This window comes from Bradyrhizobium sp. 186, from assembly GCF_023101685.1.
Taxonomy (GTDB): Bacteria; Pseudomonadota; Alphaproteobacteria; order Rhizobiales; family Xanthobacteraceae; genus Bradyrhizobium.
Map to the genome: position 1 here is coordinate 10,213,925 of NZ_CP082164.1, position 23,369 is coordinate 10,237,293.

The following is a 23,369-nucleotide window of genomic DNA, read 5'->3' on the forward strand; positions in this document are numbered from 1 at the left end:
AATGCCGCTCACAACGGCAGCAAAGGATGTAATAATGACCTTTCGTAACGGCCTTGCTTCGCTTCTTCGTCCCGAAGACTCGGTACTCGTTCTGATCGACCACCAGCCTTACCAACTCGCGAACGTGAACAGCCACGAACCGCAGATGGTGATCAACAATACGACGGGTCTGGCGAAGGCCGCTAAGGCCTTCGGTGTCCCCACGATCCTGACCACCGTGATCGCTGAGCGGGGTGGTCTCCTCTTCCCTCAGATCACGGATGTTTTCCCGGGCCAGGAAGTGATCGACCGGACGTTCATCAACACCTGGGAGGATCAGAAGGTGGTGGACGCGGTCAAGGCCACGGGCCGCAAGCAGCTGATCATCGCTGGTCTGTGGACCGAGGTATGCGTCGCGATGCCGACGATCCAGGCCCTCGGCGAAGGTTGGGATGTAACGGTGATCACCGATGCGTCCGGCGCCGTTTCGGTCGAGGCACACGAGGTCGCCATCAAGCGCATGATCGCCGCTGGCGCGAACATGATGACCTGGCTGGCGCTGGCGGCCGAATGGCAGCGCGACTGGGCTCGGACCGATCAAGCCGTCGCGTTGACGGAAGTGATCACGCAGCATGCCGGCGGTAGCGGCATCGCGTTCCTGTGGGAGCAGCAGTTGCTCAACACGCCAGTGCCGAGCACCGCTCGTTGATTTGAGCGGGGATGCAGAGATTCTCGAGCGGCGCGTTGCGAAAAAGCTGATCGCTTATCGAGCCTCGTCATCCCCTCTCAATAGGAAGACCGTCCATGCTTTAATGCACGCGGTCGGCATGATCAACGACCACCAGCCGCGCTGCTTTCTTCACGCGGAGGTTCGAGGCCAGGCGCGCCTTAGCCCAACCTAGCGAATTGCTTTAGTCTAGCGTCGGATTTCAGTGGGCTCAGGACGCGCGTGGTCGAGCACTCCATCCAACCATTTCCCGCGACTGCAGCCGGCTGCGCTGAGCTATCCATCACCGCAAAAAAAGGAACATGAAAATATCGATGGATCGTTTCCCCATCGGTTTGGAAATGGATGTCTCCTATCCGAACTTTCAAGTTAGTCTGACGCTACTATCAGTTACGCAGTTGAAGTTCGAGATCAAGGAAGGGCCATTCGCTCGGATCGAGATCGTCGATATTCAAGTCGTACCACTCGGCAACAGCATCTTCGCTGTAAGCTGGCAGGAGAAGGACGGTACGACAGTCACGAATGTTCGAGACTACGATCGCAGTCTGATCTACTCGTACGCTACGCCGCCTAGCGGTCAGTTTCTGCGAATGACCGGGACATTTGCGGTTACTCGACCCGCTGATCGTGCCTTCGATGATCGTCCCCAGCGCAATAAGGCGCTGGTGATCGAGGCGATGACCTCTCTGTTCCAGCGTCATGATGCATCGGCAGTGGAACGCCTCTACGCTCCAAATTACATCCAACACAATCCCAACATTCCCCAAGGTCGCGAGGCGTTGCAGGCGCTCGTCGCTGACGTATCGCAGGCCGTCTACTACGAGCCCGGCCTAATCGTCGCTGAAGGCGATTTCGTCGCCATCCACGGCCGCATCCGCGGCTGGGCAGACGAACCGCAGGTGGTGATCGATCTCTTTCGGGTTGAGGGCGGCAAGCTAGCCGAGCATTGGGACGTGCTACAGAACGAAGTGCCGGTAATGGCGGCCCTTGGCGGCATCTCGATGTTCGATCCCGAGGAAGGAGCGCATCGCACTCAACCGGGAACGGCATGGGTGGCAATCCATTCATGCCCAAGCAGAGACGAAGCGGACTCTGGCGTGTGATCGGCGGTTATACCGGTAGGACTGTCCCACCCGGTCGGGAGTGCGAGAAACATGCCTCGTAGCAACTTGTGCGGCAATCGGCGGCTAATGGCGGAGAGGGAGGGATTCGAACCCCCGATAGGCTTGCACCTATGCCGCATTTCGAGTGCGGTGCATTCAACCACTCTGCCACCTCTCCTGAAGTGCCGATGAGGGGCAGGAACCCCTGTGGTCGGGGCGTGTAATAGGCGAGGATGGCGGGCCAGACAAGGCGCGAACGACGAAAATCCGCCACCTCTTCGCCCCTCACCTTCACCCCCCGGGGAACTGCCATGGAGCATCTCACGATCAGGGCCAACGGCGCCAACTTCCACCTGGCCCGCTGCGGGCGGGGCAAACCGCTGCTTTTGCTGCATGGTTGGCCGGAATTCTGGCTGACTTGGGAGCCGGTTATGGCCCGGCTGGCGGACCGTTTCATGCTGATCGCGCCCGATCTGCACGGCTTCGGCGACAGCGACAAGCCGGACGGCCCATATGGGTCGGACGGCCACGCGGCGGACATGCTGGCGCTGATGGACGGGCTCGGTATCACGCGATTCGGCGTCGTCGGCCACGATGTTGGCGGCGCTGTCATGCAGCCCTTGGCCCGGCAGACGCCGGACCGGCTCGCCGGGCTGTTCTTGTTCGATTTCGTCTATCCCGGTGTCGGGCCGCGCATGGCGGCGCCCGACCGGCTCAACCACATCTGGTACCAGTCCTTCCACCAGATGGAGATGGCCGTGCGGCTCGTCGGCGCGAGTCGCGAAAACTGCCGGCTCTATGTCAGTCATTTCCTGAAGGGCTGGGCCCACCGCAAGGACGCCTTCGATGACGTCCTCGACGACTTCGCCGATAATTTCTTCAAGGACGGCAATCTTGCCGGCGGCTTTGCGTATTATCGCGCCGCGCATGCGGGGCGCATCGCTATGATGAAGGGCGAAGCACCGACGCTTCCGCCGATCACTGTGCCGACCTGCGTGCGCTGGGCCGAACATGATCCGCTGTTTCCCTATGCCTGGACCGACCGGCTGAGGGAGACCTTCAGCGAACTCGATCTCGCGATGTTTCCCGACGTCGGACACTTCCCGCATCGCGAGGATCCGGACCGCGCGGCAACTGAGATCGCGGCATTCTTTCAACGGATCAGCTGGAGCTGAGCTCCCAGAAAATCTAAACCAAAGAGGGGGTGGGACCGCCAGACGCGGTAAATACTGGCGGTCCCGTGCCGCTCATTACAATGCTGACCAGGAAGGGCGGCTTCGCCGGCCAGGTGAGGCGACAATTCGACCGTAGCGTGTGCGCACCGTCTCGCAATGCAATCCGCTCCTTAACCTAACCAGTCAAGGTTACTCCTTGTCGTTCTTGTTGTCGTTCTTGCCCTTCTTCTTGCTGGCTTCCTTGCCGTTCTCCGTAGAGTCCCGGTCTTTGCCATTGCCGCCATCCTTGCGGCGGTTGGTGAAACGCGCATTGCCGAGGCCGGTGCCGATGGTGAGCACGCCCCAACGCTCGACGTCCTGCATGAATGGCACCTCCGAAAGGCCCTGCACCACGCCGTCATTGTGCATCAGGATCGCGGTGTCGTGCTCGCCGATCTGCGGGATGCCCTCGATCAGGCTCGCCGGCAGGTTGAACTTGCTGCTCTCCCAATTGCCCGGCAGGTTCTGCGCGCCCTTCTCGATGGAGCCGTCCTCGTTGATTACGCCGGGACAGGCGATGCCGATGAACGGCGCCAGCTTGAAGCCTTCTTCCTCGGCCTGCGCAATCAGCCCCTTCAGCATTTTCGCGAGCCGTTTCACCGCGCCTTCACGGGTCGGCTCGTCATCGGCATGACGCCACAGCTCGGATTTCCAAACTGAAGCCTTCGACAGGTCCTTTGCCTTCTTCCAGTTGGTCGTCACAACGCCACAGCGGATGTTGGTGCCGCCGATATCGACGGCGAGGATGCTGTCATGGGCCTCGAAGATCCAGGATGGCGCCAGATGCAGTGCGCCAAGCAGACCGGCCTCGTCCGGATGATGACGGATCGGCAGCATGTCGATCTTGAAGTCCTCGGATTTCAGGATGATCTCGGTGCGCGCGATCGCGAGCTCGCCGAGCCTGGAATCGCGAAAGCCGCCGCCGACCACGATCCGCTCGGTCTTGGCCCACGCCTTGGTCTTCAGGAAGCGCCGCGTCACCTGGGCGAGCTCCTGGGCGAATTCCTCGATCGCGCTGTGCACCACCGCCGAGGCCTCGGTGTCGTCGCCGACCAGGATGGCGTCCAGCGTCTTCTTGCTGATCTCCTCCGACGGCTCCTTGCCGAACGGATCCTCGCCGGTCTTGCGCAGCGGCTTGCGCCAGCGCTCGAGAATGTCCCGGAACGCGCTCTTGCTGGCGCGGTCGCCGAGAAAGCCGTCCTCGTCCTTCATCTCGATGTTGAAGCTGTCGACGTCGACCGACGGCAGCCGGCTCGCACCGTGCTGCGCGATGCCCGTCGTCGCGACCAGTTCGCCCGTTGCCATGGGTGCCCTTGCCCGCGTGCGAAATCCGGGGGACAACGGCGAGGGAACCCGTTGGTTGCAGCGCGGGCAGAGATTCATTCCAGACCTGGAAGCGGCCCAAATCCTTCAAATCCGGGCCTTTTCCGGCGGTTTTCCTTGACTCCCGGCGTCCGGCGGCTATAAGTCCCGCAACCGGCGCGGGGCGTTTCTCGCGCCGCTTGTTTTTGCGTGGTTTTTCAAAGGGATAACTCCCCACCCGCGCAGAACTCGCAAAAACCCATAGCGACTGACAAAAAGCCGGCCCGGACATCCTGTCGCGAGGCCGGGATTGAACACGAAGGAAGAAAACGATGTTCGCAGTCATCAAAACCGGCGGCCGGCAGTACCGCGTCGTTCCGGATGATGTCTTGGAAGTCGGCAAGATCGAAGGCGAAGTCGGCTCGATCGTGCTGTTGAATGAAGTTCTGGTGGTCGGCGGCGACACGCCGGTCCTGGGTCTGCCGACGGTCGCAGGTGCGTCCGTGGCAGTCGAGGTGCTCGACCACAAGCGCGGACCGAAGGTCATCGCGTTCAAGAAGCGCCGCCGCAAGAATTCGCGCCGCAAGCGCGGCTACCGCGACGAGATCACGGTGCTGCGCGTCAGCGAGATCCTGACCGACAACGCCAAGCCCACCAAGGGCCCGCGTCCGAAGCGGGAAAAGGTCGTGAAGGAAACGGCCGAGGAAGCCGACGCCGCATAACTTGATCACGCCAATTCACGAATTGATGCGTGAGAAAATGTGAAATGATTCCGTCAAGGAATTGATCTAGACATACGCAGGATTTCGGAGACGAGCCATGGCTCACAAAAAAGCAGGCGGTTCATCGCGCAACGGTCGCGATTCAAAGGGCAAGCGCCTTGGCATCAAGGCGTTCGGCGGGGAAGTTGTGATCCCCGGTAACATCATTGCGCGTCAGCGCGGCACCACCTGGCATCCCGGCCTTAATGTCGGCATGGGCACGGACCACACTTTGTTCGCCAAGGTCGAGGGTCGCGTCACGTTCCAGGCCAAAGCCAACGGCCGCACCTTCGTATCGGTGCTCCCGCTCGCTGAGGCGGCTGAATAGACGGTGGATCAAATTTGGAGTCCGCCGGGTCCTGACCGAACCGGCCGAGTCCATAAATAGGCTCCAGGGGAGGCGGGAAACCGGCCTCCCCTTTCGTTTGACTAATCTTTCGTTTGAATTGGTGATGTTGACGGAGCCGGAACATGTTGCAGGATTTTTCGAGCACGACCTTGCGCGAGGCGAGACCGAGCGTCGTCGCCACCGAGCGGCTGACGCTGCGCCGCCCGTCGCTCGCCGACGTCAAGACCATCGCTCACCTCGCCAACGACCGTCGCATCGCGGAAAATACCCGCCGCCTGCCGCATCCCTATTCGTCCGACGACGCGGTCGAATTCATCCGCGCCACCGCCGAACTCGGCAGCGAAACCGTGTTCCTGATCGAGCATGACAACGCACCGGTGGGCATGGTCGGGATCGACTGCTCGACGCCTGACAATGCAGAGCTCGGCTATTGGCTCGGCGTCGAACATTGGGGCCGTGGCTTTGCCACCGAAGCCGCGCGCGGCGCGATCGACTTCTTCTTCGAGGAGTTCGAAGACGATCACCTCTATGCAGGCGCGCGCGTCACCAACCCAGACTCGCGCAAGGTGCTGGAGAAGTGCGGCTTCCAGTGGAGCGGCGTCCAGCTGCACCGTTTCCTGGCGCTGGGATCCTCCACACCCGTCGACTGCTTCCGCCTCTCGCGCGGCGTGTGGGCGTCGCTGAAGAGCTGGAGCAGCGCAAGAAGGATGAGGTAGCGGCACGGGCGCTGCCTCATCACCTGTAAGGATAGGCATAGGCGGCGCCACAATCACAACTGTCGTCCCGGCGAAGGCCGGGATCCATAACCCCAGGGAAGAGTTGTGCGCGAGACGCCCACCCCGAGTTTTCGCAAAACCACTCCCTGTGGGTATAGGTCCCGGGCTCGCGCTCCACGCGCCCCGGGACGACGGCGGAGCGCTCACGCCGGCGGATTCACCTGCGCATCGCCGCGGCCGAGATCGCGCTCGCGCAGATAGATGTAGAAGCCGGCGCCGATGATGATGGCGGCGCCGACGATGGTGGCGACCTGCGGCACGTCGCCGAACACGACGAAGCCGAAGATCACGGCCCAGACGATCATCGAATATTGATAGGGCACCACGACGCTGGCCGGTGCGAGCTTGAGCGAGCGGTTGACGCAGAACAGCGCGGTCACCGAGACACATCCCGCCAGCGCGAAGATCGCGAGGCTGCCTGCGGTCGGCGGCACCCAGCGGAACGCCGACAGCCCGGCGCCGAGCAGGAACGTGCCGACGAATTGCGAGGATGCCATCACGATGTCGGGCGTCTTGCGCAAGCTGCGCGTGATCAGCATCAAGGTTGCAAACGACAGGCTGCCGCCGAGCGCGATCAGCGCCGGCAGGCTGACCGTCTGCGCCGACGGCCGCAGCGCGATCAGCACGCCGCAGAAGCCGATCAGGATCGCGGTCCAGCGCCGCCAGCCGACCCGTTCGCCCAAGAAGATCGCCGACATCGCGGTGACGAAGATGGGACCGGCGAGATAATAGGTGATGACGTCGGCGAGCGGCAGATAGACGGTGGCGAGAAAGAAAGCGGCCACTTCCAGCGTCGACAGCGTGACGCGAAACAGCTGCAGCCACGGCCGCTCCAGGCGCAGGAAGTCATGGCGCTGCCGCCACATCATCGGCGACAGCAGCAGCAGCGCCGCGCAGGCGCGCAGGAACAGGAGCTGCCCCACCGAATAAGTCCCGACCAGGAACTTGCCCATGGCGTCGCCGAACGAGAACATGAAGATCGACAGCACCATCAGCGCGATGCCGGCCAGTCGCGCCGAGCGCTCGTCATAGGCGGAGAGATTCTTGAACAGAGGCATCGAGCGCCGTTGTAATGGCGCGGACGCGCGGGACAAGCCCGGGTTGAACGAATTGAACGGATTGTCGCATTCTTCGCGTCGCGGTAGCGATAGGCGCCTCATCGTCCAGAGAGCACCAGCATGATCGATTTCGACCCGACCCAGCATCGCATGATCCGCACGCAACGCTGGTTTGAGGATTTCGTCGTCGGCGAGCGCTTCGTGCTGCCGAGCCGGACCCAGACCTCGGCGGTGTTCGCGGCGTTCCAGACCGCGAGCGGTGACACCCATCCGGTGCATTACGACGTGGAATATTGCCGCAGCCGCGGCATGCCGCATCTGCTCGCCCACGGCTTCCAGACGTTGATCCACACCGCACCCGGCGCGGGCCTGTTTCCATTCATGGTCGAGGAGTCCCTGGTCGGCTTCCTCGAGCAGTCGAGCCGGTTCCTCAAGCCTGTGTTTGCCGACGACACGATCTATCCGGCACTCGAAGTCACCGAGCTGGAGCCGGGCCGCTCGACCGGCGTGGTGACGCTGACGAGCACCGTGTACAACCAGCGCAAGGAGCTGGTGCTGGAGGGCATGCAGAAATTCCTGATCCGCCGCCGGCCGGCGGGTTAAGCAAGGGCCTAAAATCGCGGAAATTCCGCCGATTTGCGGGTAAGTCCGGGTTGCCGCGCCTGCCCGGCTGGCCTACCTATGGCCCATGAAATTCCTTGACGAAGCAAAGGTCTATATCCGCTCCGGTGATGGCGGGAACGGCTGCGTGGCGTTCCGCCGCGAAAAATTCATCGAATTCGGCGGTCCTTCCGGCGGCAATGGCGGCCGCGGCGGCAATGTCATCATCGAGGTCGCCGACGGGCTGAACACGCTGATCGACTACCGCTACCAGCAGCATTTCAAGGCCCAGAAGGGCGAGAACGGCGCAGGCTCGGACCGCCACGGCGCCAACGGCAAGGCGATCGTGCTGAAGGTGCCTGTCGGCACGCAGATCTTTGACGAAGACCGCGAGACGCTGATCCACGACTTCACCAATGTCGGCGAAAAATTCGTGCTCTCCGAGGGTGGCAATGGCGGCTTCGGCAACGCGCATTTCAAGTCGTCGACCAACCGCGCGCCGCGCAACGCCAATCCCGGCCAAACCGGCGAGGAGCGCTGGATCTGGCTGCGGCTAAAACTCATCGCGGACGCCGGCCTGGTCGGCCTGCCCAATGCTGGTAAGTCGACGTTTCTCTCCAAGGTCAGCGCGGCCAAGCCGAAGATCGCCGATTATCCCTTCACCACGCTGCATCCGCAGCTCGGCGTCGTGAATGCCGACGGCCGCGAATTCGTGCTGGCCGACATTCCCGGCCTGATCGAGGGCGCGCACGAAGGCGCGGGCCTCGGCGACCGTTTCCTCGGTCATGTCGAGCGCTGCCGCGTGCTGCTGCATCTCGTCGACGCAACCTGCGAGCATGCCGGCAAAGCCTACAAGACGGTGCGCACGGAGCTTGACGCCTATGGCGGGCTGCTGACCGATAAGATCGAGATCGTCGCACTGAACAAGATCGACGCGGTCGAACCCGACGAATTGAAGAAGCAGAAGGACCGGCTGAAGCGCGCCGCAAAGAAGACGCCGCTGCTCATGGCTGGCGCCACCGGCCAGGGCGTCAAGGAAGCGCTCCGCGCGCTTGCGGAGGTGATCGGCGAGAGTCCGGTCTCCGCCAAGGCGAAGAGCGCGGCCGAGGCAGAGCCTTGGTCAGTTTGATTTAGTCGGTTTGATTTGGTCGGCCTGATACCGTCGCGCTTGCCTTGACCGCTTGTCTCGGCTGGCGCGATAGCGCAGCATCGAACCATCAGGAAACGGCGGGGCGAAGCATGGCGCGCGCGAAGAACGTCCTCTGGATCATGTGCGACCAGCTTCGCTATGACTATCTCGGCTGTACCGGCCATCCCACGCTGAAGACGCCGAACATCGACGCCATGGCGAAGCGCGGCGTGCTCTTCACCAAGGCTTACGTGCAGTCGCCGATCTGTGGCCCGTCGCGGATGTCGTTCTACACCGGACGCTACATGCGCTCGCACGGCTCACACTGGAACGGCTGGCCCTTGCGCGTCGGCGAGCCCACGCTCGGCGATCACCTCAAGAAAATCGGCGTGCGCAACGTGCTGGTCGGCAAGACCCACATGGCGCCCGACCTCGAAGGCATGAAGGCGCTCGGCATCCCGCCGGAGTCGATCATCGGCGTGCATGTCGCCGAATGCGGCTTCGAGCCCTATGAGCGCGACGACGGCTTGCATCCGACGGGACGGCCGCGCCCGAAATACGACGACTATCTGCGCCAACAGGGATTGGAATCGACGAATCCCTGGGAGCACTGGGCCAATTCCGCCGCCGCCGACGACGGCGCCTTGCAGAACGGCTGGCTGCTGGTGCACGCCGACAAGGCCGCGCGCGTTCCGGAAGAACACTCCGAGACGCCTTACATGACGCGTCGCGCGATGGATTTCATCAGCGAGGCCGAGACCGACGGCAAGCCGTGGTGCCTGCATCTGTCCTACATCAAGCCGCACTGGCCCTATATCGCGCCTGAACCCTACGCCAGCATGTATTCGACGGCCGACATGCTGCCGGTGATCCGTTCCGAGAGCGAGCGCGAGAGCCCGCATCCGGTGTTCGGCGCCTATATGGACATGCGCTACTCCCGCAACATGGCGCGTGATGATGCGCGGGAGAAGGTGATCCCGACCTATATGGGCCTGATCACCCAGATCGACGACCAGATGGGCGTGCTGATGACGTTTCTGGAGGAGCGCGGTCTGCTGGAGACGACCATGATCGTGTTCACGTCCGATCATGGCGATTATCTCGGCGATCACTGGATGGGCGAGAAGGACCTGTTCCACGAACAATCGGCGAAGATCCCGCTGATTGTCATCGATCCATCGAAAGAGGCCGACGCCACGCGCGGTGCGCGCAGCGACGCGCTGGTGGAAGGAATCGACCTGGCGCCGACTTTCGTTGACTATTTCGGCGGTAAGGTGCCCGGCCACATCCTCGAAGGACGCTCGCTGCTGCCGCTGCTGCGCGGGCCGACGCCGTCCGACTGGCGCAAGGTGGCGTTCTCCGAATACGACTACGCCATGCAGGATGTGCGGCTGAAGCTGAACCAGCCAATCGAGCGCTGCCGCCTGTTCATGGTGTTCGACGGCCGCTGGAAATACATCCACGCCTCCGGCTTCCGCCCGATGCTGTATGATCTCGAAACTGATCCCGAAGAGTTCGTCGATCGCGGCGAGGATCCGGAGTGCGCAGCTGTTATCGCGCGATTGCAGGCGGAGCTATTCGACTGGGCGCTGCATCCCAACGATCACATCACCACGCCCCGCGAGAAGATCGCGGCCTATGCCGACAATCAGCTCCAGGTGAAGGGCGGCATCCTGATCGGCGTCTGGGACGAAGCCGAGCTTGCGTCGATCCGCGACGGAATCGAGCAGCGCGGGAAGTTGTGAGTGAGAGAGTAAGGCTCTCTCACTCGTCATGCCCGGGCTTGTCCCGGGCATCCACGTCTCGCCTTAATCGCAGATGCGCGTGGATGGCCGGGACAGGCCCGGCCATGACGACGGCATGTGTGGTGCCATCGAAGACTAATTCTCGATCTTGTACCCCGTCGCCTTCACGATAGGCTGCCAGAAGGCTGTGTTCGCGGCGAGCTCCTGGGCCAACCCGTCCGCCGTGCTGCCGACCGGGATCAGACCGATCGCGGTGAGCTTCTCCTTCACGTCGGGTTTGGCAAGCGCGGCACTTGCGGCCGCGCCGAGCTTGCTCGCAAACTCCGGCGGGCTGCCGGCGGGAAGCCACATGCCGTACCAGGCGTCCGCGACGAGATCGATGCCGCTCTCCTTCAAGGTCGGCACCTCCGGAGCGAAAGGCGAACGTTCCGCGCTGCTCACCGCGATGATCCTTATGCCCTTCGCGTGATGCTGCGGCAGCGCATCGGCCAGCGTGGTGATCCCAAACGGCAGATGGCCGCCGACGAGGTCGTTGAGAATGGGCGCGCTGCCGCGATAGGGCACGCGGGTCAAGGGAATGCCGAGGTCCTTCTCCAGCTTCGAGCCGGCGAAATGCGGAATGGTGCCGTTGCTGGGCACCCCGAACGACGTCTTGTCGGGATGCGCCTTCAGCCATGCCACGAATGACTTGAAATCCGTGGCATCGACCGCCGAGCTGATCACGAGCGCAAATTCGAACCGCGCCAGCAGCGACACCGGAACAAAATCCTTGGCCGTGTCGAAGCTCGGCGTCGTCTCCACCATCGGCAGCAGGTACATGGTGGGGCCCGTCGTCACCAACACCATGCTTCCGTCGGGGCTGCCGCCCTTCACCGCCTTGATGCCGATCAGGCCGTCGCCGCCGGTGCGGTTCTCGACCACGATGGTCCGTTGCAGCACCGGCGCCATTTCCTGCGCGATCAGGCGGCACAGCGTGTCACCGCCAGCGCCCGCCGCGAACGGAAAGATGATCTTGGTCAGCCCGGCCTGCGCTCGCGCCCCGGCCGCCTCCGCGAGCAGCGGCAGCCCCAGACATCCGGCGATGAAATCGCGGCGATCCATTCGTTTCCTCCAACCCATGATGGTTGGCGGCAATTAGAGCCAGGCGGGCGGCCCGGACAAGGCCGACGTTGGTGCCGTTTAGCGTGCCGGCCGCCTTGCGCCGGCCATCGTCCTGCTGCAAAAGCAGGCCTTATCGGCGCCGCCTCTCGCTCCGCCGTTTCCAATGCAGAGCAATTCGACCTAGCGCCCATGGCCAGCCCCGAACTCAATCAATTCCGCCGCATCGTCGTCAAGGTCGGCTCCGCACTGCTGGTCGATTCCGACAAGGGCGAGGTGCGCGCATCGTGGCTTGCCGCGCTCGCGGACGACATGGCGAAGCTGCATCGCGAGGGCCGCGACGTCCTCGTGGTCTCCTCGGGTTCGATCGCGCTCGGCCGCAGCCGGCTCAAGCTGCCGCGCGGTCCGCTGAAGCTGGAAGAGAGCCAGGCCGCGGCCGCCGTCGGCCAGATCGCACTGGCGCGGATCTGGTCGGAAGTGCTCGGCGCTCACGACATCGGCGCCGGCCAGATCCTGGTGACGCTCCAGGACACCGAGGAGCGCCGCCGTTACCTCAATGCGCGCTCCACCATCGGCAAGCTTCTGGAGTGGCGCGCGATCCCCGTGATCAACGAGAACGACACGGTTGCCACCAACGAGATCCGCTATGGCGACAATGACCGCCTCGCCGCGCGCGTCGCCACCATGGCAAGTGCCGACCTGCTGGTGCTGCTCTCGGACATCGATGGGCTCTACGACGCCCCGCCGAAGAGCAATCCGAACGCAAAGCTCATTCCGGTGGTCGACAGCATCTCGTCGGAGATCGAGGCTGTGGCGGGAGACGCCGAGTCCGAATTGTCGCGCGGCGGCATGCGCACCAAGGTCGAGGCGGCGAAGATCGCCACCACCGGCGGCACGCATATGCTGATCGCGTCCGGCAAGATCGAGCATCCCTTGCAGGCGATCGCCGATGGCGGCCGCTGCACCTGGTTCCTGACCCCGGCCAATCCCATCACCTCGCGCAAGCGCTGGATTGCGGGCTCGCTGGAGCCGAAGGGCACGCTGACCATCGATGCCGGCGCGGTTACGGCACTGCGCGCCGGCGCCAGCCTGTTGCCGGCCGGCGTCATCAAGGTCGAGGGCCAGTTCGCCCGCGGCGATGCCGTGATCGTGCGCGGCCCCGACACCAGCGAGATCGGCCGTGGCCTGATCGCCTACGACGCCGACGATGCCGAGCGGATCAAGGGCCGCTCCTCCCCCGACGTCATGACCATCCTCGGCATCAGCGGCCGTGCCGAGATGATCCACCGCGATGATCTGGTGGTGGGTGGGTAAGGCTCGACAGGCGCCCAAACCGTCATGCCCGGGCTTGTCCCGGGCATCCACGTTCTTCCGGACCAGCAAAGACGTGGATGGCCGGGTCAAGCCCGGCCATGACGCCTGAGCTGGGCCATTGGCCGAGCTATTGTCCGCCACTCGGATCCCAGCCATACCCTCCCCGGCCTTCGCAGAAGCGGGATTTCCGTGCTAGGACACCGCCTTAGCAGAAGGTTGAACTAACCATGGCCGCCCCCCTCAAAGCCGTCGACGGCAATGCCGATCTCCAGGCGCTGATGATCGATCTCGGCACCCGCGCCCGCGCCGCCGCGCGCGTGCTGGCGCTGGCGCCGCCGGAGCAGAAGAACCGGGCGCTGGAAGCCATGGAGCGGGCGATCCGCAGCAATGCTTCCGCCATTCTCGCGGCCAATGCCGAGGATGTCGCGGAAGCCCGCGCCTCGAGCAACATGACCTCCTCCTTCATCGACCGCCTGACGCTGACGCCTGCGCGTGTCGAGGCGATGGCCGAGGGCATCGGCATCGTGCGCGGCATCGCCGATCCGGTCGGAATCGTCACCGAGAGCTGGCAGCGGCCGAACGGAATGACCATCGAGCGCGTGCGCGTGCCGCTCGGCGTCGTCGGCGTGATCTTCGAGAGCCGGCCCAATGTCGCCGCGGACGCCGGCGTGCTGTGCCTGAAGTCGGGCAATGCCGTAATCCTGCGCGGCGGCTCAGACAGTTTCCGCTCCTGCCGCGCGATCCATGAAAGCCTGGTGCAGGGTCTGCGCGAGGCGGGCCTGCCGGAAGCTGCGATCACGCTGGTGCCCACGCGCGACCGCGCGGCGGTCGGCATGATGCTGTCCGGATTGAACGGCGCCATCGACGTCATCGTGCCGCGCGGGGGAAAAAGCCTCGTCGCGCGCGTCGAGGCCGAAGCGCGCGTGCCGGTGTTCGCGCATCTCGAAGGCGTCAACCACGTCTATGTCGATGGCAGCGCCGACCTTGCCATGGCGAAGTCGATCGTGCTCAACGCCAAGATGCGTCGCACCGGCGTCTGCGGTGCAGCCGAGACACTGCTTATCGATCGTGCTGCCGCCGCGAAGAACCTAACGCCGCTGGTGGAGATGCTGATCGAGGCCGGCTGCGAAGTGCGCGGCGACGACGCCGTTCAGAAAACAGATGCGCGTGTGAAGCCCGCGAGCGAAGACGATTGGGATACCGAATATCTTGACGCGATCATCGCTGCGAAAGTGGTCGACGGTGTCGACGGTGCGATCGCGCATATCCAGACCCACGGCTCGCATCATACCGATGCCATCGTGAGCCAGGATGAGGCTGCCGCGAAAAAATTCCTGAGCGAGGTCGATTCCGCGATCGTGCTGCACAACGCTTCGACCCAGTTCGCCGATGGCGGCGAGTTCGGTTTCGGCGCCGAGATCGGCATCGCCACCGGAAGATTCCACGCCCGCGGCCCGGTCGGTGCCGAGCAGTTGACGAGCTTCAAATATCGCGTCCACGGCACAGGGCAGACGCGGCCGTAACGTCGCGAGGCGCGGGCATTGAGCAACCATTTCGTCGCGCCCCGTTCCGTGGCGCAGGCCATACCGCCCTACACCGAGGGCATGCGCATCGGCCTGCTCGGCGGCTCCTTCAATCCGCCGCATCAGGCCCATCGCGCCATCAGCCAATTCGCGCTGAAGCGCCTCCAGCTCGACCGCGTCTGGTGGCTGGTGACGCCGGGTAATCCGCTGAAGGAAAACGGCACGCTGCATGAGCTCGGCGCGCGCATGCAAGCGGCGCGCGACGTCGCCAACGATCCGCGGATCGAGGTGAGCTGTCTCGAATCCGTCATCCGTACGCGCTACACTATCGACACGATCAACACCTTGCGCCGCCGCCTCAGCGGCTTGCGCTTTGTCTGGATCATGGGCGCCGACAACCTCGCTCAATTCCACCGTTGGCAGCACTGGCGGCGGATCGCCGACCAGGTGCCGATTGCGGTCATCGATCGCCCGCCACAGAGTTTTCGCGCCCTCGCCTCGCCCGCCGCCCAGGCGCTTGCGCGCTACCGCCTGCCCGAGAATGAGGCAAGATTGCTTGCGGATCGGCCGGCGCCGGCCTGGGTCTTTTTGACGGGATCGAAGCTGCCCCTCTCCTCAACCCGCCTACGGAACCCGGACGGGAGCTGGAAAGGTACGAAGTGAGACCAACTGTGCGGGCTGGGGCTCTCTGGCATATTGAAACCCTTAACCCCACATGGTGTAGTGTAACTGGTGAGTGTCGGATTCGGCGCTCGCGATACAGTGAAAGGAATGGTCCCTGACCACGTCTGTATTGTCCAAGTCTGTTTTACCAAAGGTAGCGAAACCGGCGCGTAAAACATCGACCAAAGCTGCGGCCTTGAAGGCGCAACCCGACGCCGACAAGACGCTGAGCCTGATCCTCTCCCGCCTCGACGACATGAAGGCGGAAGAGACGGTCACCATCGACCTTCGCGGCAAATCGGCGTACTCCGACTACATGATCGTCACCACGGGCCGGGCCAACCGGCACGTTGGCGCGATCGCGGAAAACGTCACGAAGAGCCTCAAGGAGACCGGCATCAAGAACATCCACGTCGAGGGCTTGCCCAATTGCGACTGGGTGCTGATCGATTCCGGCGATGTGATCGTGCACGTGTTCAGACCCGAGGTCCGTGAGTTCTACAATCTCGAGAGGTTGTATACCCAGGGCCCAGGGGCGGCGAAGGCGATCTAGAGGCCTGACGAGCCGATTTCGAATCGGCGGACGTGCATGCTAGCGTCGTGCGCGCGCATGGTGCGCGCGGTCTTGAAAACGCGACTCTGAAGACGTCATGCGTGTTGCTGTCATTGCGGTGGGCCGGCTGAAGCAGGGCCCCGAGCGGGAGCTTGCCGATCGCTATTTCGAGCGGTTCGGCGAGGTCGGCCGCAAGCTCGGATTCCGCGAGCTCGCTGTCCACGAAATTCCAGAAAGCCGCGCGCGCGACGCAGCGACGCGGATGGCCGAAGAGGCCGCGGCGATCGGCGCGCATGTTCCCGAAAAATCGGTTCTGGTGGCGCTGGACGAGCGCGGACAAAGTCTGGATTCGACCGCATTTGCACGGAATCTCGGGCGCTGGCGCGACGAGGGCACCGGTCACACTATCTTCGTGATCGGAGGGGCGGACGGACTTTCGCCCGAATTGCGCCGTAAGGTCAAGCTCGCGATCGCGTTCGGCTCTGCGACCTGGCCGCACCAAATGGTCCGCGTCATGCTTCTGGAACAGCTTTATCGGGCCGCAACCATCCTGGCCGGCCATCCCTATCATCGCGCGTGATGCGCGCCACAACGAGCACCTTGCCGAAGCGATGCGAGCGCCGATTCTCAACCTGTTGCTGATCGCAAGCGTCGCCGGCGCAAGCCTCGCGCAAGCTCAGACGGCAACGCCGGCGCCGCAGACTGCGGCCATCTCGCCCGATGCGATCAAGCAGCGCGAGCAGGAGCTGGAAGCCGCGCGCACAAGGCAAAAGAGTGCGGAGGAAGCCCAGGCCAAGCTCAAGGCCGAGATCAGCTCGCTCGGCCAGGACCGCACCCAGCTCAATCAGCAGTTGATCGATACCGCCGCCAATGTGCGCGCGGTCGAGAGCAAGATCGACGAAGCCGAAGCGCGGCTGCGCACGCTGAACGGCCGCGAGCAGGCGACGCGCACCTCGCTCGATTCGCGCCGGGCCGACATCATCGAGGTGCTGGCGGCCTTGCAGCGGGCCGGCCGGCGCACGCCGCCTGCGCTGCTGGTGCGGCCTGAAGATGCGCTGCAATCGCTGCGCACCGCCATGCTGCTCGGCGCCGTGGTGCCGGAATTGCGCGGCCGCGCCGAGAAGATCGCAGGCGAGCTCGGCGAGCTCGTCAGCCTGCGCAAGACGATCGCCGCCGAGCGCGACCAGCTTGCCGCCGACCGCGACAAGGTCCGCGACGACCAGACCCGGCTCTCCGCCCTGGTCGACGAGCGGCAACGTCAGCAGGCTTCGCGCGAAAAGGATCTCGACGCCGAGAATTCGCGCGCCATCGCGCTATCCCGGCAGGTCGGCGATCTCCAGGGGCTGATCGCCAAGATGGAGCAGGATCTGCAAAGCGCCGCCAAGGCGGCCGAGGCCGCAAAGCAGGCCGAAGCAAAGGCGGCCGCCAGCAACAAGTCCGGTCCGGCCGCTCTCAAGGATCGTTCCCGGACCAGCCCGGCGATCGCCTTCGCCGCGGCCAAGGGCCTGCTGCCGCTCCCGGTTAACGGTAACAAGATCAGGGATTTCGGCGGTTCCGACGGCGCCGGCGGGGTCCAAAAGGGCATTTCCCTCGCAAGCAGGCCCGGCTCGCAGGTCACGACGCCGTGTGACGGCTGGGTGGTCTATGCTGGACCGTTCCGCAGCTATGGACAACTCTTGATCCTCAATGCCGGGGGCGGGTATCATGTCCTGATCGCCGGGATGGAGCGCATTTCGGTAAACATCGGACAGTTTGTGCTCACGGGGGAGCCAGTCGCGACCATGGGCTCGACCTCTCAAGTCGCCTCCATTCTCGCCACGAACGCAAGTCAACCTGTGTTGTATGTCGAGTTCCGCAAAGACGGCACTCCAATCGATCCTGGCCCATGGTGGGCCGCAAATGAAGGCGAGAAGGTTCGCGGATGATGCGCAAGACTTCAGTTATCCTCCTCAGCGCGGCCACCGGTGCGGCGCTGACGCTGTTCGTGACCCAGCCGCGCGCGGTGTTCATGGGCTCGAGCGCACGGGCCGCGACCGCGGACACTTATCGCCAGCTCAATCTGTTCGGCGACGTCTTCGAGCGCGTGCGATCCGACTATGTCGAGAAACCCGACGACACCAAGCTGATCGAATCCGCCATCAGCGGCATGCTCACCGGCCTCGACCCGCATTCGAGCTATATGGACGCCAAGAGCTTCCGTGACATGCAGGTGCAGACTCGCGGCGAGTTCGGCGGCCTCGGCATCGAGGTCACGATGGAAGACGGCCTGATCAAGGTGGTCTCGCCGATCGACGACACCCCGGCCTCGCGCGCCGGCGTCATGGCCAACGACATCATCACCAATCTCGACGACGAGGCGGTGCAGGGCCTGACCCTGAACCAGGCCGTCGAGAAAATGCGCGGTCCGGTCAACACCAAGATCAAGCTCAAGATCATTCGCAAGGGCCAGGACAATCCGATCGACGTCACGCTGGTGCGCGACAACATCCGCGTCCGCTCGGTGCGCGCGCGCATCGAAGCCGACGACATCGGCTATATCCGCATCACCACCTTCAACGAGCAGACCACCGAAGGCCTGAAGCGTGAGGTCGCCAACCTCTCGAATCAGATCGGCGACAAATTGAAGGGTTACGTCATCGACCTCCGCAACAATCCGGGCGGCCTGCTCGAGGAAGCGGTCACCGTGTCCGACTCGTTCCTTGAGAAGGGCGAGATCGTGTCGACCCGCGGCCGCAATGCCGAGGAGACCCAGCGCCGCACCGCTCATACGGGCGACCTCACCAAGGGCAAGCCGGTCATCGTGCTGGTCAACGGTGGTTCGGCCTCGGCGTCGGAAATCGTCGCCGGCGCGCTCCAGGACCACAAGCGCGCGACCATTGTCGGCACGCGGTCCTTCGGCAAGGGCTCGGTGCAGACCATCATCCCGCTCGGCTCGGGCAATGGCGCGCTGCGGCTCACCACGGCGCGCTACTACACACCGTCGGGCAAGTCGATCCAGGCCAAGGGCATCGTGCCCGACATCGAAGTGCTCCAGGACGTGCCGGACGAGCTGAAGTCGCGCACCGACACCAAGGGCGAGGCTTCGCTGCGCGGCCATCTCAAGAACGACGGCGACGAGAAGACCGGCTCGCAGTCCTACGTCCCGCCGGACGCCAAGGACGACAAGGCCCTCAAGATGGCCGACGACCTGCTCCACGGCATCAAGAACAGCGCCTCTGCGGCGCCGACGCCGGGCAGCGACAACAAGGGCACGACCGACAAGCCCAAAGCGGCAAACTAAGTCGTCGCATCACGCGATCTCTCGACAAAGGGCGGCTCCCGGAGCCGCCCTTTTGCTTGGAAGTTCCGCAGCGCCCCCGGCCTATCCCGGCCTGCCGCCGCTTGACCTCGGCGTGGTATCGTCGGCCTGAGTGATTCGGGATCGCGCATGACTGAAACGGCCGATGATCTGAGCGCCCCGCTCGGACAGGACAAGCCGCGCCGGAAACGCCGGCTGCGGCTGCCGTTCACGGCCATGCAGGCGCTGGCCGTGCTGCTCGGCCTGTTCATCGTGACGTTTGCCGGTTTTGCCATCTTCAACAAGGACCCGCTCGGCGGCGAGCCGATGACCCGGATCGCGATCCGCGAGCCGAAGGCCACGGACGAGAAACCGGCCGCGCCCGGCCATGGCCGGGAAAGCCAGCAGGAAAGCGAGCAAGAGACCAAGGAGGCGCCTAAGCAGGCCGCCTCCGGCGAGCACAAGACCGTCACCATCATCGACGGCTCCAGCGGCACGCGCCACGACGTGGTGATCGGCGGCGGTGATGCCGCCGACAAGGGCGAGGCGGCCTCCGCGCCGCCGCCGGTTATGGCCGGGGTCGATCAGAAGCTGTTGGAAAAATCGCGCTACGGCATGATCCCCGTGGTCGCCGACGGGCTGAAGCCGTTCAACGTCTATGCCGCGGACGCCGACCGCGCCAAGGCCGCCAAGATGCCCGTGGTCGCGATCGTGATCGGCGGCCTCGGCGTCGGCGCCGCCAAGACCACCGACGCCATCATGAAGCTGCCGCCGGCCGTAACGCTGGCCTTCACGCCCTATGGCTCAGATCCCGGCAAGCTCGCCGAGCGGGCCCGCGCCCAGCGCCACGAGATCTTCCTCCAGATCCCGATGGAGCCCTACGACTTCCCCGACAACGATCCGGGGCCGCAAACGCTGCTGACGTCGCTGAGCACCGACCAGAACATGGACCGCCTGTACTGGCATCTGAGCCGGATGCAGGGCTATGCCGGCATCACCAATTTCATGGGCGCCCGCTTCGTGGCGACCGACGCGGCGATGCAGCCGATCATCCGCGAGGCGGCCAAGCGCGGCCTCGGCTTCTTCGACGACGGCTCCTCGCCCCGCAGCATCGCGCCCCAGGCCGCGGCGAGCCAGGCGATGCCGTTCGGCAAGGGCGACATCGCGATCGACGTGGTGCCGACCCCGGCCGAGATCGACCGCGCCCTGAACAAGCTCGAATCGACGGCTCGCGAGCGTGGCGCCGCCGTTGGAACCGCCTCCGCCCTGCCGGTCTCGATCGAGCGGATCGGCGCCTGGACCAGAACTTTGAGCGACCGGGGCATCCTTTTGGTGCCATTGACAACCGCGATGCTGAAATCAAAATCCAGCTAAATCAACGGATTGGTATGGCGCGGCTCCGGCGGGGCCGAGAGGGCCTGCCAGCAGCACGCGAGGGGTGTGTCGGAATGGCGCGTTATGACGATCTGCCCTACCGAACCTGCGTCGGTATGATGCTGATCAACACGAAGGGACTGGTGTTCATCGGCCGCCGCGCCGGCGGCATCGAGCACGTCGACGAGACCCATGTCTGGCAGATGCCACAAGGCGGCGTCGATCCCGGCGAGGACACCTGGGAAGCCGCCAAGCGCGAGCTCTATGAAGAGACCAGCGTGCGCTCGGTCGAGCGGCTCGGCGAAGTCCCCGACTGGCTGATCTACGACATTCCGCGCACGGTTGCCGGCCGCGCCTGGAAGGGCCGCTACCGCGGCCAGCGCCAGAAATGGTTCGCGGTGCGCTTCACCGGCAAGGACAGTGAGATCAATGTCGAGAAGCCGGGCGGTGGCGGCCACAAGGCCGAATTCGTGAGCTGGCGCTGGGAGCCGATGAAGAACCTGACCGGGCTGATCATTCCCTTCAAACGCCCGGTCTATGAGCGCGTGGTGAAGGAATTTTCCGCGCTCGCGGAGGAATGATTGCATCGTCAATCCAAGGCGTGCGAAGCACGAACGAGGAATGACGAAGAAGGAAGTCCGTGACCGATCAAAAACCCTACCGTCCCAATGTCGGGATCGCGCTGTTCAATGCCGATGGCCGCGTGCTGATCGGCCACCGCTTCAAAGGCGATGGACCCGAGATCATCCTGCCGGGCCTCGACTGGCAGATGCCGCAGGGCGGCGTCGATGAGGGCGAGAACCTGCGCGATGCGGCGCTGCGCGAACTCTGGGAAGAGACCAGCGTCAAGAGTGCAGCCTATCTCGGCGAGACCGACTGGCTGACTTACGAATTCCCACCCTATGATGGACCGCAGACTCATCGGCTGGCAAAATTCCGCGGCCAGCGCCAGAAGTGGTTCGCGCTGCGCTTCACCGGCCGCGATGACGAAATCGATCCGCTGACACCGCGCAACGAGCAGCCAGCGGAGTTCGATGCGTGGCGCTGGGAAAATCTCGATCGCGTCGCCGATCTCGTCGTGCCGTTCCGCCGCGACGTGTACCGCGCGGTGGCGATGCAGTTCACAGCATTTACGGTTTAGGCCGAAACAAGTCTAATTCGTCGGTCCCACCGTGAACGGGCCGATCGCGATGACGCGGCAATCGCTGTCGCGCTTGGCGCAATCGGCCAGCGCCGAATTGACGGCGGCCTGCTCGTCAGCGGCCTTCAGGCCGAGACCAGGACGGCCCGCGCTGCCGACCGCGACGGCATTCCAGCCCATGGCGTCGGTGAGCTTGCGCACCACCTCGTCGCGCGCATCCGCCACGATCGAGGCGTTGCTCGCGGCATGGAAGAAGCCGGTGATCTTGAGCAAGCTCGGGATCGGCACGACGAAATTATCGTCGACCGCCACGATCATGCAGGCGACGCCGGCAATCGCACCGCAGGATTCCAGCGAGCGCCGCGTCGAATCGTCGGCCGACGATGCGCCCATCACCATGAAATACTGGCCGCCCGGGCCGAGCGCGACTGAGCGCGATTTCGCAGCCGGCACATACATGTTCTCGAGCCGGACTTTTGCGGGATCGCGCACCATCGGAAAGTCCTTCGACGCGAAGGGACGCTCGGTCATGGTGTCATGCCGGACCCAGGGTTGCGACGGCATCGGCGGCTTGCCGTGGGTGTAGACGACCGTGTTGCCGACCGCATAGAGCTCGCAGCGCCGCGGCGATTGCGCGGCATCGGCACGCTTCTGGCACTGATCGAGCGCAGAGCTGCGCGCGGCTTCCTCGTTCGGCTGATTGAGCGCCGAGCCGGTGAAGCCGCCGACGTTGAGCGCAAAGGCCTTGTAGTCGCCGCCGCCGGCGTATTCGTTGGTGAGATAGCCGCGCGCACGCTCGCCGATGAACGGCACCATGTCGGCGGGGAATTTGCCGCCTGAGACTGCGGGCGGCGAAGGCATCGGCGCCGGGTTCGCCGCCGCCATGGCGCCTTGCGTCGGCATCGGCATCGGCGCCTTTGCGGCCATCGTGAGCGTCGGGCTGGGCGCCGCCGCAGCTGCCGCACTTGACGTCGGATTTGGCGATGTCGCGGCGGCGCTCGCCGGTGCCTTGGTGGTCTCGAGCTTGGTGAAATAGAGGAAGCCGCCAACGCCAATGGCGACGATAGAGACGACGCCGACGACGAGCGGCCACATCCAGTTCGGCGCGGGCGCGGCCTTGCCCGCGACCTTCTTCACCTGCGGCGTGTTGTAGCTGCCGTCCTCGCGCCGCATTGCCACCATGTAGGCATGCACGGGCGTCGGGATATTCTTGACCTCCTGCGCGCCGATATCGGCGAACTGCACTGACAGCTTGTTGGCGACCTGCTCGTGCACGGCGCGGGAGACGCAGATGCCGCCGACCTCGGCGAGGCCTTCGAGCCGCGCCGCGATGTTGACGCCGTCGCCGAGCAGATCGCCGTCGCGCTCGACCACGTCGCCGATGGTGATGCCGATGCGAAACGACATCTGCCGGCTCGGCGGATAGGCCATGTTGCGGGTTCGCAGCGACTCCTGGATGTCGATCGCGCAGCGTACCGCGTCGACGGCGCTTGGAAATTCCGCGAGCACGGCATCGCCTGCCGTGTTGAAGATACGGCCGCCCGCCTTCGCAATGAAATCGTCGACGACCTCGCGGTAGGAGGCCAGACGCCGCAGCGTCTCTTCCTCGTCTTCCGCAACCAGCCTTGAATATCCGGCTATATCGGCTGCAAAGATCGCGGCGATCTTGCGTTTCATCTGCAC

The 23,369-nt window shown here is 64.2% G+C and carries 23 protein-coding genes and 1 tRNA gene; 19 read left to right on the plus strand and 5 right to left on the minus strand.

Going from position 1 to position 23,369, the window contains the following annotated elements:
• Positions 1-34: 34 nt before the first annotated feature.
• Both IVB18_RS48815 and IVB18_RS48820 read left to right on the plus strand, forming a co-directional pair.
• Positions 35-688 (plus strand): hydrolase, encoded by a 654-nt coding sequence (locus tag IVB18_RS48815; protein ID WP_247987147.1) that lies wholly within the window; start codon positions 35-37, stop codon positions 686-688.
• A gap of 332 nt (positions 689-1,020) precedes the next feature.
• The gene (locus IVB18_RS48820; RefSeq protein WP_247987148.1) at positions 1,021-1,809 is read left to right on the plus strand and encodes a nuclear transport factor 2 family protein; all 789 of its coding nucleotides are present in this window, start codon (positions 1,021-1,023) and stop codon (positions 1,807-1,809) included.
• A gap of 88 nt (positions 1,810-1,897) precedes the next feature.
• Here the strand turns inward: IVB18_RS48820 and IVB18_RS48825 are convergent.
• Positions 1,898-1,987, minus strand: a tRNA-Ser gene (locus IVB18_RS48825).
• Between the two features lie 133 nt (positions 1,988-2,120).
• On the opposite strand from IVB18_RS48825, the gene IVB18_RS48830 reads away from it, so the two are divergent.
• Complete coding sequence (locus IVB18_RS48830; protein WP_247987149.1) at positions 2,121-2,984, plus strand: alpha/beta hydrolase; 864 nt, start codon at positions 2,121-2,123, stop codon at positions 2,982-2,984.
• Positions 2,985-3,173: 189 nt separating this feature from the next.
• Here IVB18_RS48830 and IVB18_RS48835 read toward each other — a convergent pair whose 3' ends face one another.
• Positions 3,174-4,328: an ROK family protein gene (locus IVB18_RS48835; protein WP_247987150.1), complete on the minus strand. Its 1,155-nt coding sequence runs from the start codon at positions 4,326-4,328 to the stop codon at positions 3,174-3,176.
• A gap of 329 nt (positions 4,329-4,657) precedes the next feature.
• On the opposite strand from IVB18_RS48835, the gene rplU reads away from it, so the two are divergent.
• The 3 genes from rplU (at position 4,658) to IVB18_RS48850 (ending at position 6,151) form a co-directional block, all read left to right on the plus strand.
• A complete protein-coding gene (rplU, locus tag IVB18_RS48840; protein WP_247987151.1) occupies positions 4,658-5,047 on the plus strand; it encodes a 50S ribosomal protein L21 in 390 nt (129 codons plus the stop codon).
• Between the two features lie 97 nt (positions 5,048-5,144).
• Positions 5,145-5,414: a 50S ribosomal protein L27 gene (rpmA, locus tag IVB18_RS48845; RefSeq protein ID WP_045004325.1), complete on the plus strand. Its 270-nt coding sequence runs from the start codon at positions 5,145-5,147 to the stop codon at positions 5,412-5,414.
• A gap of 143 nt (positions 5,415-5,557) precedes the next feature.
• Positions 5,558-6,151: a GNAT family N-acetyltransferase gene (locus IVB18_RS48850; protein ID WP_247987152.1), complete on the plus strand. Its 594-nt coding sequence runs from the start codon at positions 5,558-5,560 to the stop codon at positions 6,149-6,151.
• Between the two features lie 203 nt (positions 6,152-6,354).
• Here IVB18_RS48850 and IVB18_RS48855 read toward each other — a convergent pair whose 3' ends face one another.
• Positions 6,355-7,269: a DMT family transporter gene (locus IVB18_RS48855; protein WP_247987153.1), complete on the minus strand. Its 915-nt coding sequence runs from the start codon at positions 7,267-7,269 to the stop codon at positions 6,355-6,357.
• Positions 7,270-7,389: 120 nt separating this feature from the next.
• Here IVB18_RS48855 and IVB18_RS48860 point away from each other — a divergent pair, with 120 nt between their 5' ends.
• The 3 genes from IVB18_RS48860 to IVB18_RS48870 all read left to right on the plus strand — a co-directional run bounded on the left by IVB18_RS48860 (position 7,390) and on the right by IVB18_RS48870 (position 10,743).
• Positions 7,390-7,872 carry a MaoC family dehydratase gene (locus IVB18_RS48860; RefSeq protein ID WP_247987154.1) on the plus strand — a complete coding sequence of 161 codons (483 nt, stop codon included), beginning with the start codon at positions 7,390-7,392 and terminating at the stop codon, positions 7,870-7,872.
• Positions 7,873-7,957: 85 nt separating this feature from the next.
• Positions 7,958-8,998: a GTPase ObgE gene (gene obgE / locus IVB18_RS48865; RefSeq protein ID WP_247987155.1), complete on the plus strand. Its 1,041-nt coding sequence runs from the start codon at positions 7,958-7,960 to the stop codon at positions 8,996-8,998.
• 110 nt (positions 8,999-9,108) lie between these two features.
• Entirely contained in the window at positions 9,109-10,743 is a 1,635-nt protein-coding gene (locus IVB18_RS48870; RefSeq protein WP_247987156.1) for an alkaline phosphatase family protein, read from the plus strand.
• A gap of 135 nt (positions 10,744-10,878) precedes the next feature.
• Here IVB18_RS48870 and IVB18_RS48875 read toward each other — a convergent pair whose 3' ends face one another.
• Positions 10,879-11,844 carry a Bug family tripartite tricarboxylate transporter substrate binding protein gene (locus IVB18_RS48875; RefSeq protein ID WP_247987157.1) on the minus strand — a complete coding sequence of 322 codons (966 nt, stop codon included), beginning with the start codon at positions 11,842-11,844 and terminating at the stop codon, positions 10,879-10,881.
• 189 nt (positions 11,845-12,033) lie between these two features.
• Between IVB18_RS48875 and proB the strand changes: the two genes are divergently transcribed.
• The 10 genes from proB to IVB18_RS48925 all read left to right on the plus strand — a co-directional run bounded on the left by proB (position 12,034) and on the right by IVB18_RS48925 (position 21,686).
• Entirely contained in the window at positions 12,034-13,155 is a 1,122-nt protein-coding gene (gene proB, locus IVB18_RS48880; protein ID WP_247987158.1) for a glutamate 5-kinase, read from the plus strand.
• Positions 13,156-13,382: 227 nt separating this feature from the next.
• Entirely contained in the window at positions 13,383-14,678 is a 1,296-nt protein-coding gene (locus IVB18_RS48885) for a glutamate-5-semialdehyde dehydrogenase (protein ID WP_247987159.1), read from the plus strand.
• Between the two features lie 18 nt (positions 14,679-14,696).
• Positions 14,697-15,341, plus strand: coding sequence for a nicotinate-nucleotide adenylyltransferase (locus IVB18_RS48890; protein WP_247987160.1), 645 nt, complete (start codon positions 14,697-14,699; stop codon positions 15,339-15,341).
• A gap of 196 nt (positions 15,342-15,537) precedes the next feature.
• Positions 15,538-15,894, plus strand: a complete 357-nt coding sequence (gene rsfS / locus IVB18_RS48895; RefSeq protein WP_247987161.1) for a ribosome silencing factor — start codon at positions 15,538-15,540, stop codon at positions 15,892-15,894.
• A 97-nt stretch (positions 15,895-15,991) separates the two neighbouring features.
• Positions 15,992-16,474 (plus strand): 23S rRNA (pseudouridine(1915)-N(3))-methyltransferase RlmH, encoded by a 483-nt coding sequence (gene rlmH / locus IVB18_RS48900; protein ID WP_247987162.1) that lies wholly within the window; start codon positions 15,992-15,994, stop codon positions 16,472-16,474.
• Between the two features lie 31 nt (positions 16,475-16,505).
• Positions 16,506-17,819 carry a peptidoglycan DD-metalloendopeptidase family protein gene (locus tag IVB18_RS48905; RefSeq protein ID WP_247987163.1) on the plus strand — a complete coding sequence of 438 codons (1,314 nt, stop codon included), beginning with the start codon at positions 16,506-16,508 and terminating at the stop codon, positions 17,817-17,819.
• The gene (locus tag IVB18_RS48910; RefSeq protein ID WP_247987164.1) at positions 17,816-19,174 is read left to right on the plus strand and encodes a S41 family peptidase; all 1,359 of its coding nucleotides are present in this window, start codon (positions 17,816-17,818) and stop codon (positions 19,172-19,174) included. Before IVB18_RS48905 ends, IVB18_RS48910 begins: the two co-directional genes overlap by 4 nt.
• A gap of 147 nt (positions 19,175-19,321) precedes the next feature.
• On the plus strand, positions 19,322-20,545 hold the full coding sequence (locus IVB18_RS48915; protein WP_247987165.1) for a divergent polysaccharide deacetylase family protein: 1,224 nt from the start codon (positions 19,322-19,324) through the stop codon (positions 20,543-20,545).
• A gap of 74 nt (positions 20,546-20,619) precedes the next feature.
• Positions 20,620-21,126 carry an RNA pyrophosphohydrolase gene (locus IVB18_RS48920; RefSeq protein WP_247987166.1) on the plus strand — a complete coding sequence of 169 codons (507 nt, stop codon included), beginning with the start codon at positions 20,620-20,622 and terminating at the stop codon, positions 21,124-21,126.
• Positions 21,127-21,185: 59 nt separating this feature from the next.
• Entirely contained in the window at positions 21,186-21,686 is a 501-nt protein-coding gene (locus IVB18_RS48925) for an RNA pyrophosphohydrolase (RefSeq protein WP_247987167.1), read from the plus strand.
• 12 nt (positions 21,687-21,698) lie between these two features.
• Here IVB18_RS48925 and IVB18_RS48930 read toward each other — a convergent pair whose 3' ends face one another.
• Positions 21,699-23,363 carry an adenylate/guanylate cyclase domain-containing protein gene (locus tag IVB18_RS48930; RefSeq protein ID WP_247987168.1) on the minus strand — a complete coding sequence of 555 codons (1,665 nt, stop codon included), beginning with the start codon at positions 23,361-23,363 and terminating at the stop codon, positions 21,699-21,701.
• Between the last annotated feature and the right edge of the window lie 6 nt (positions 23,364-23,369).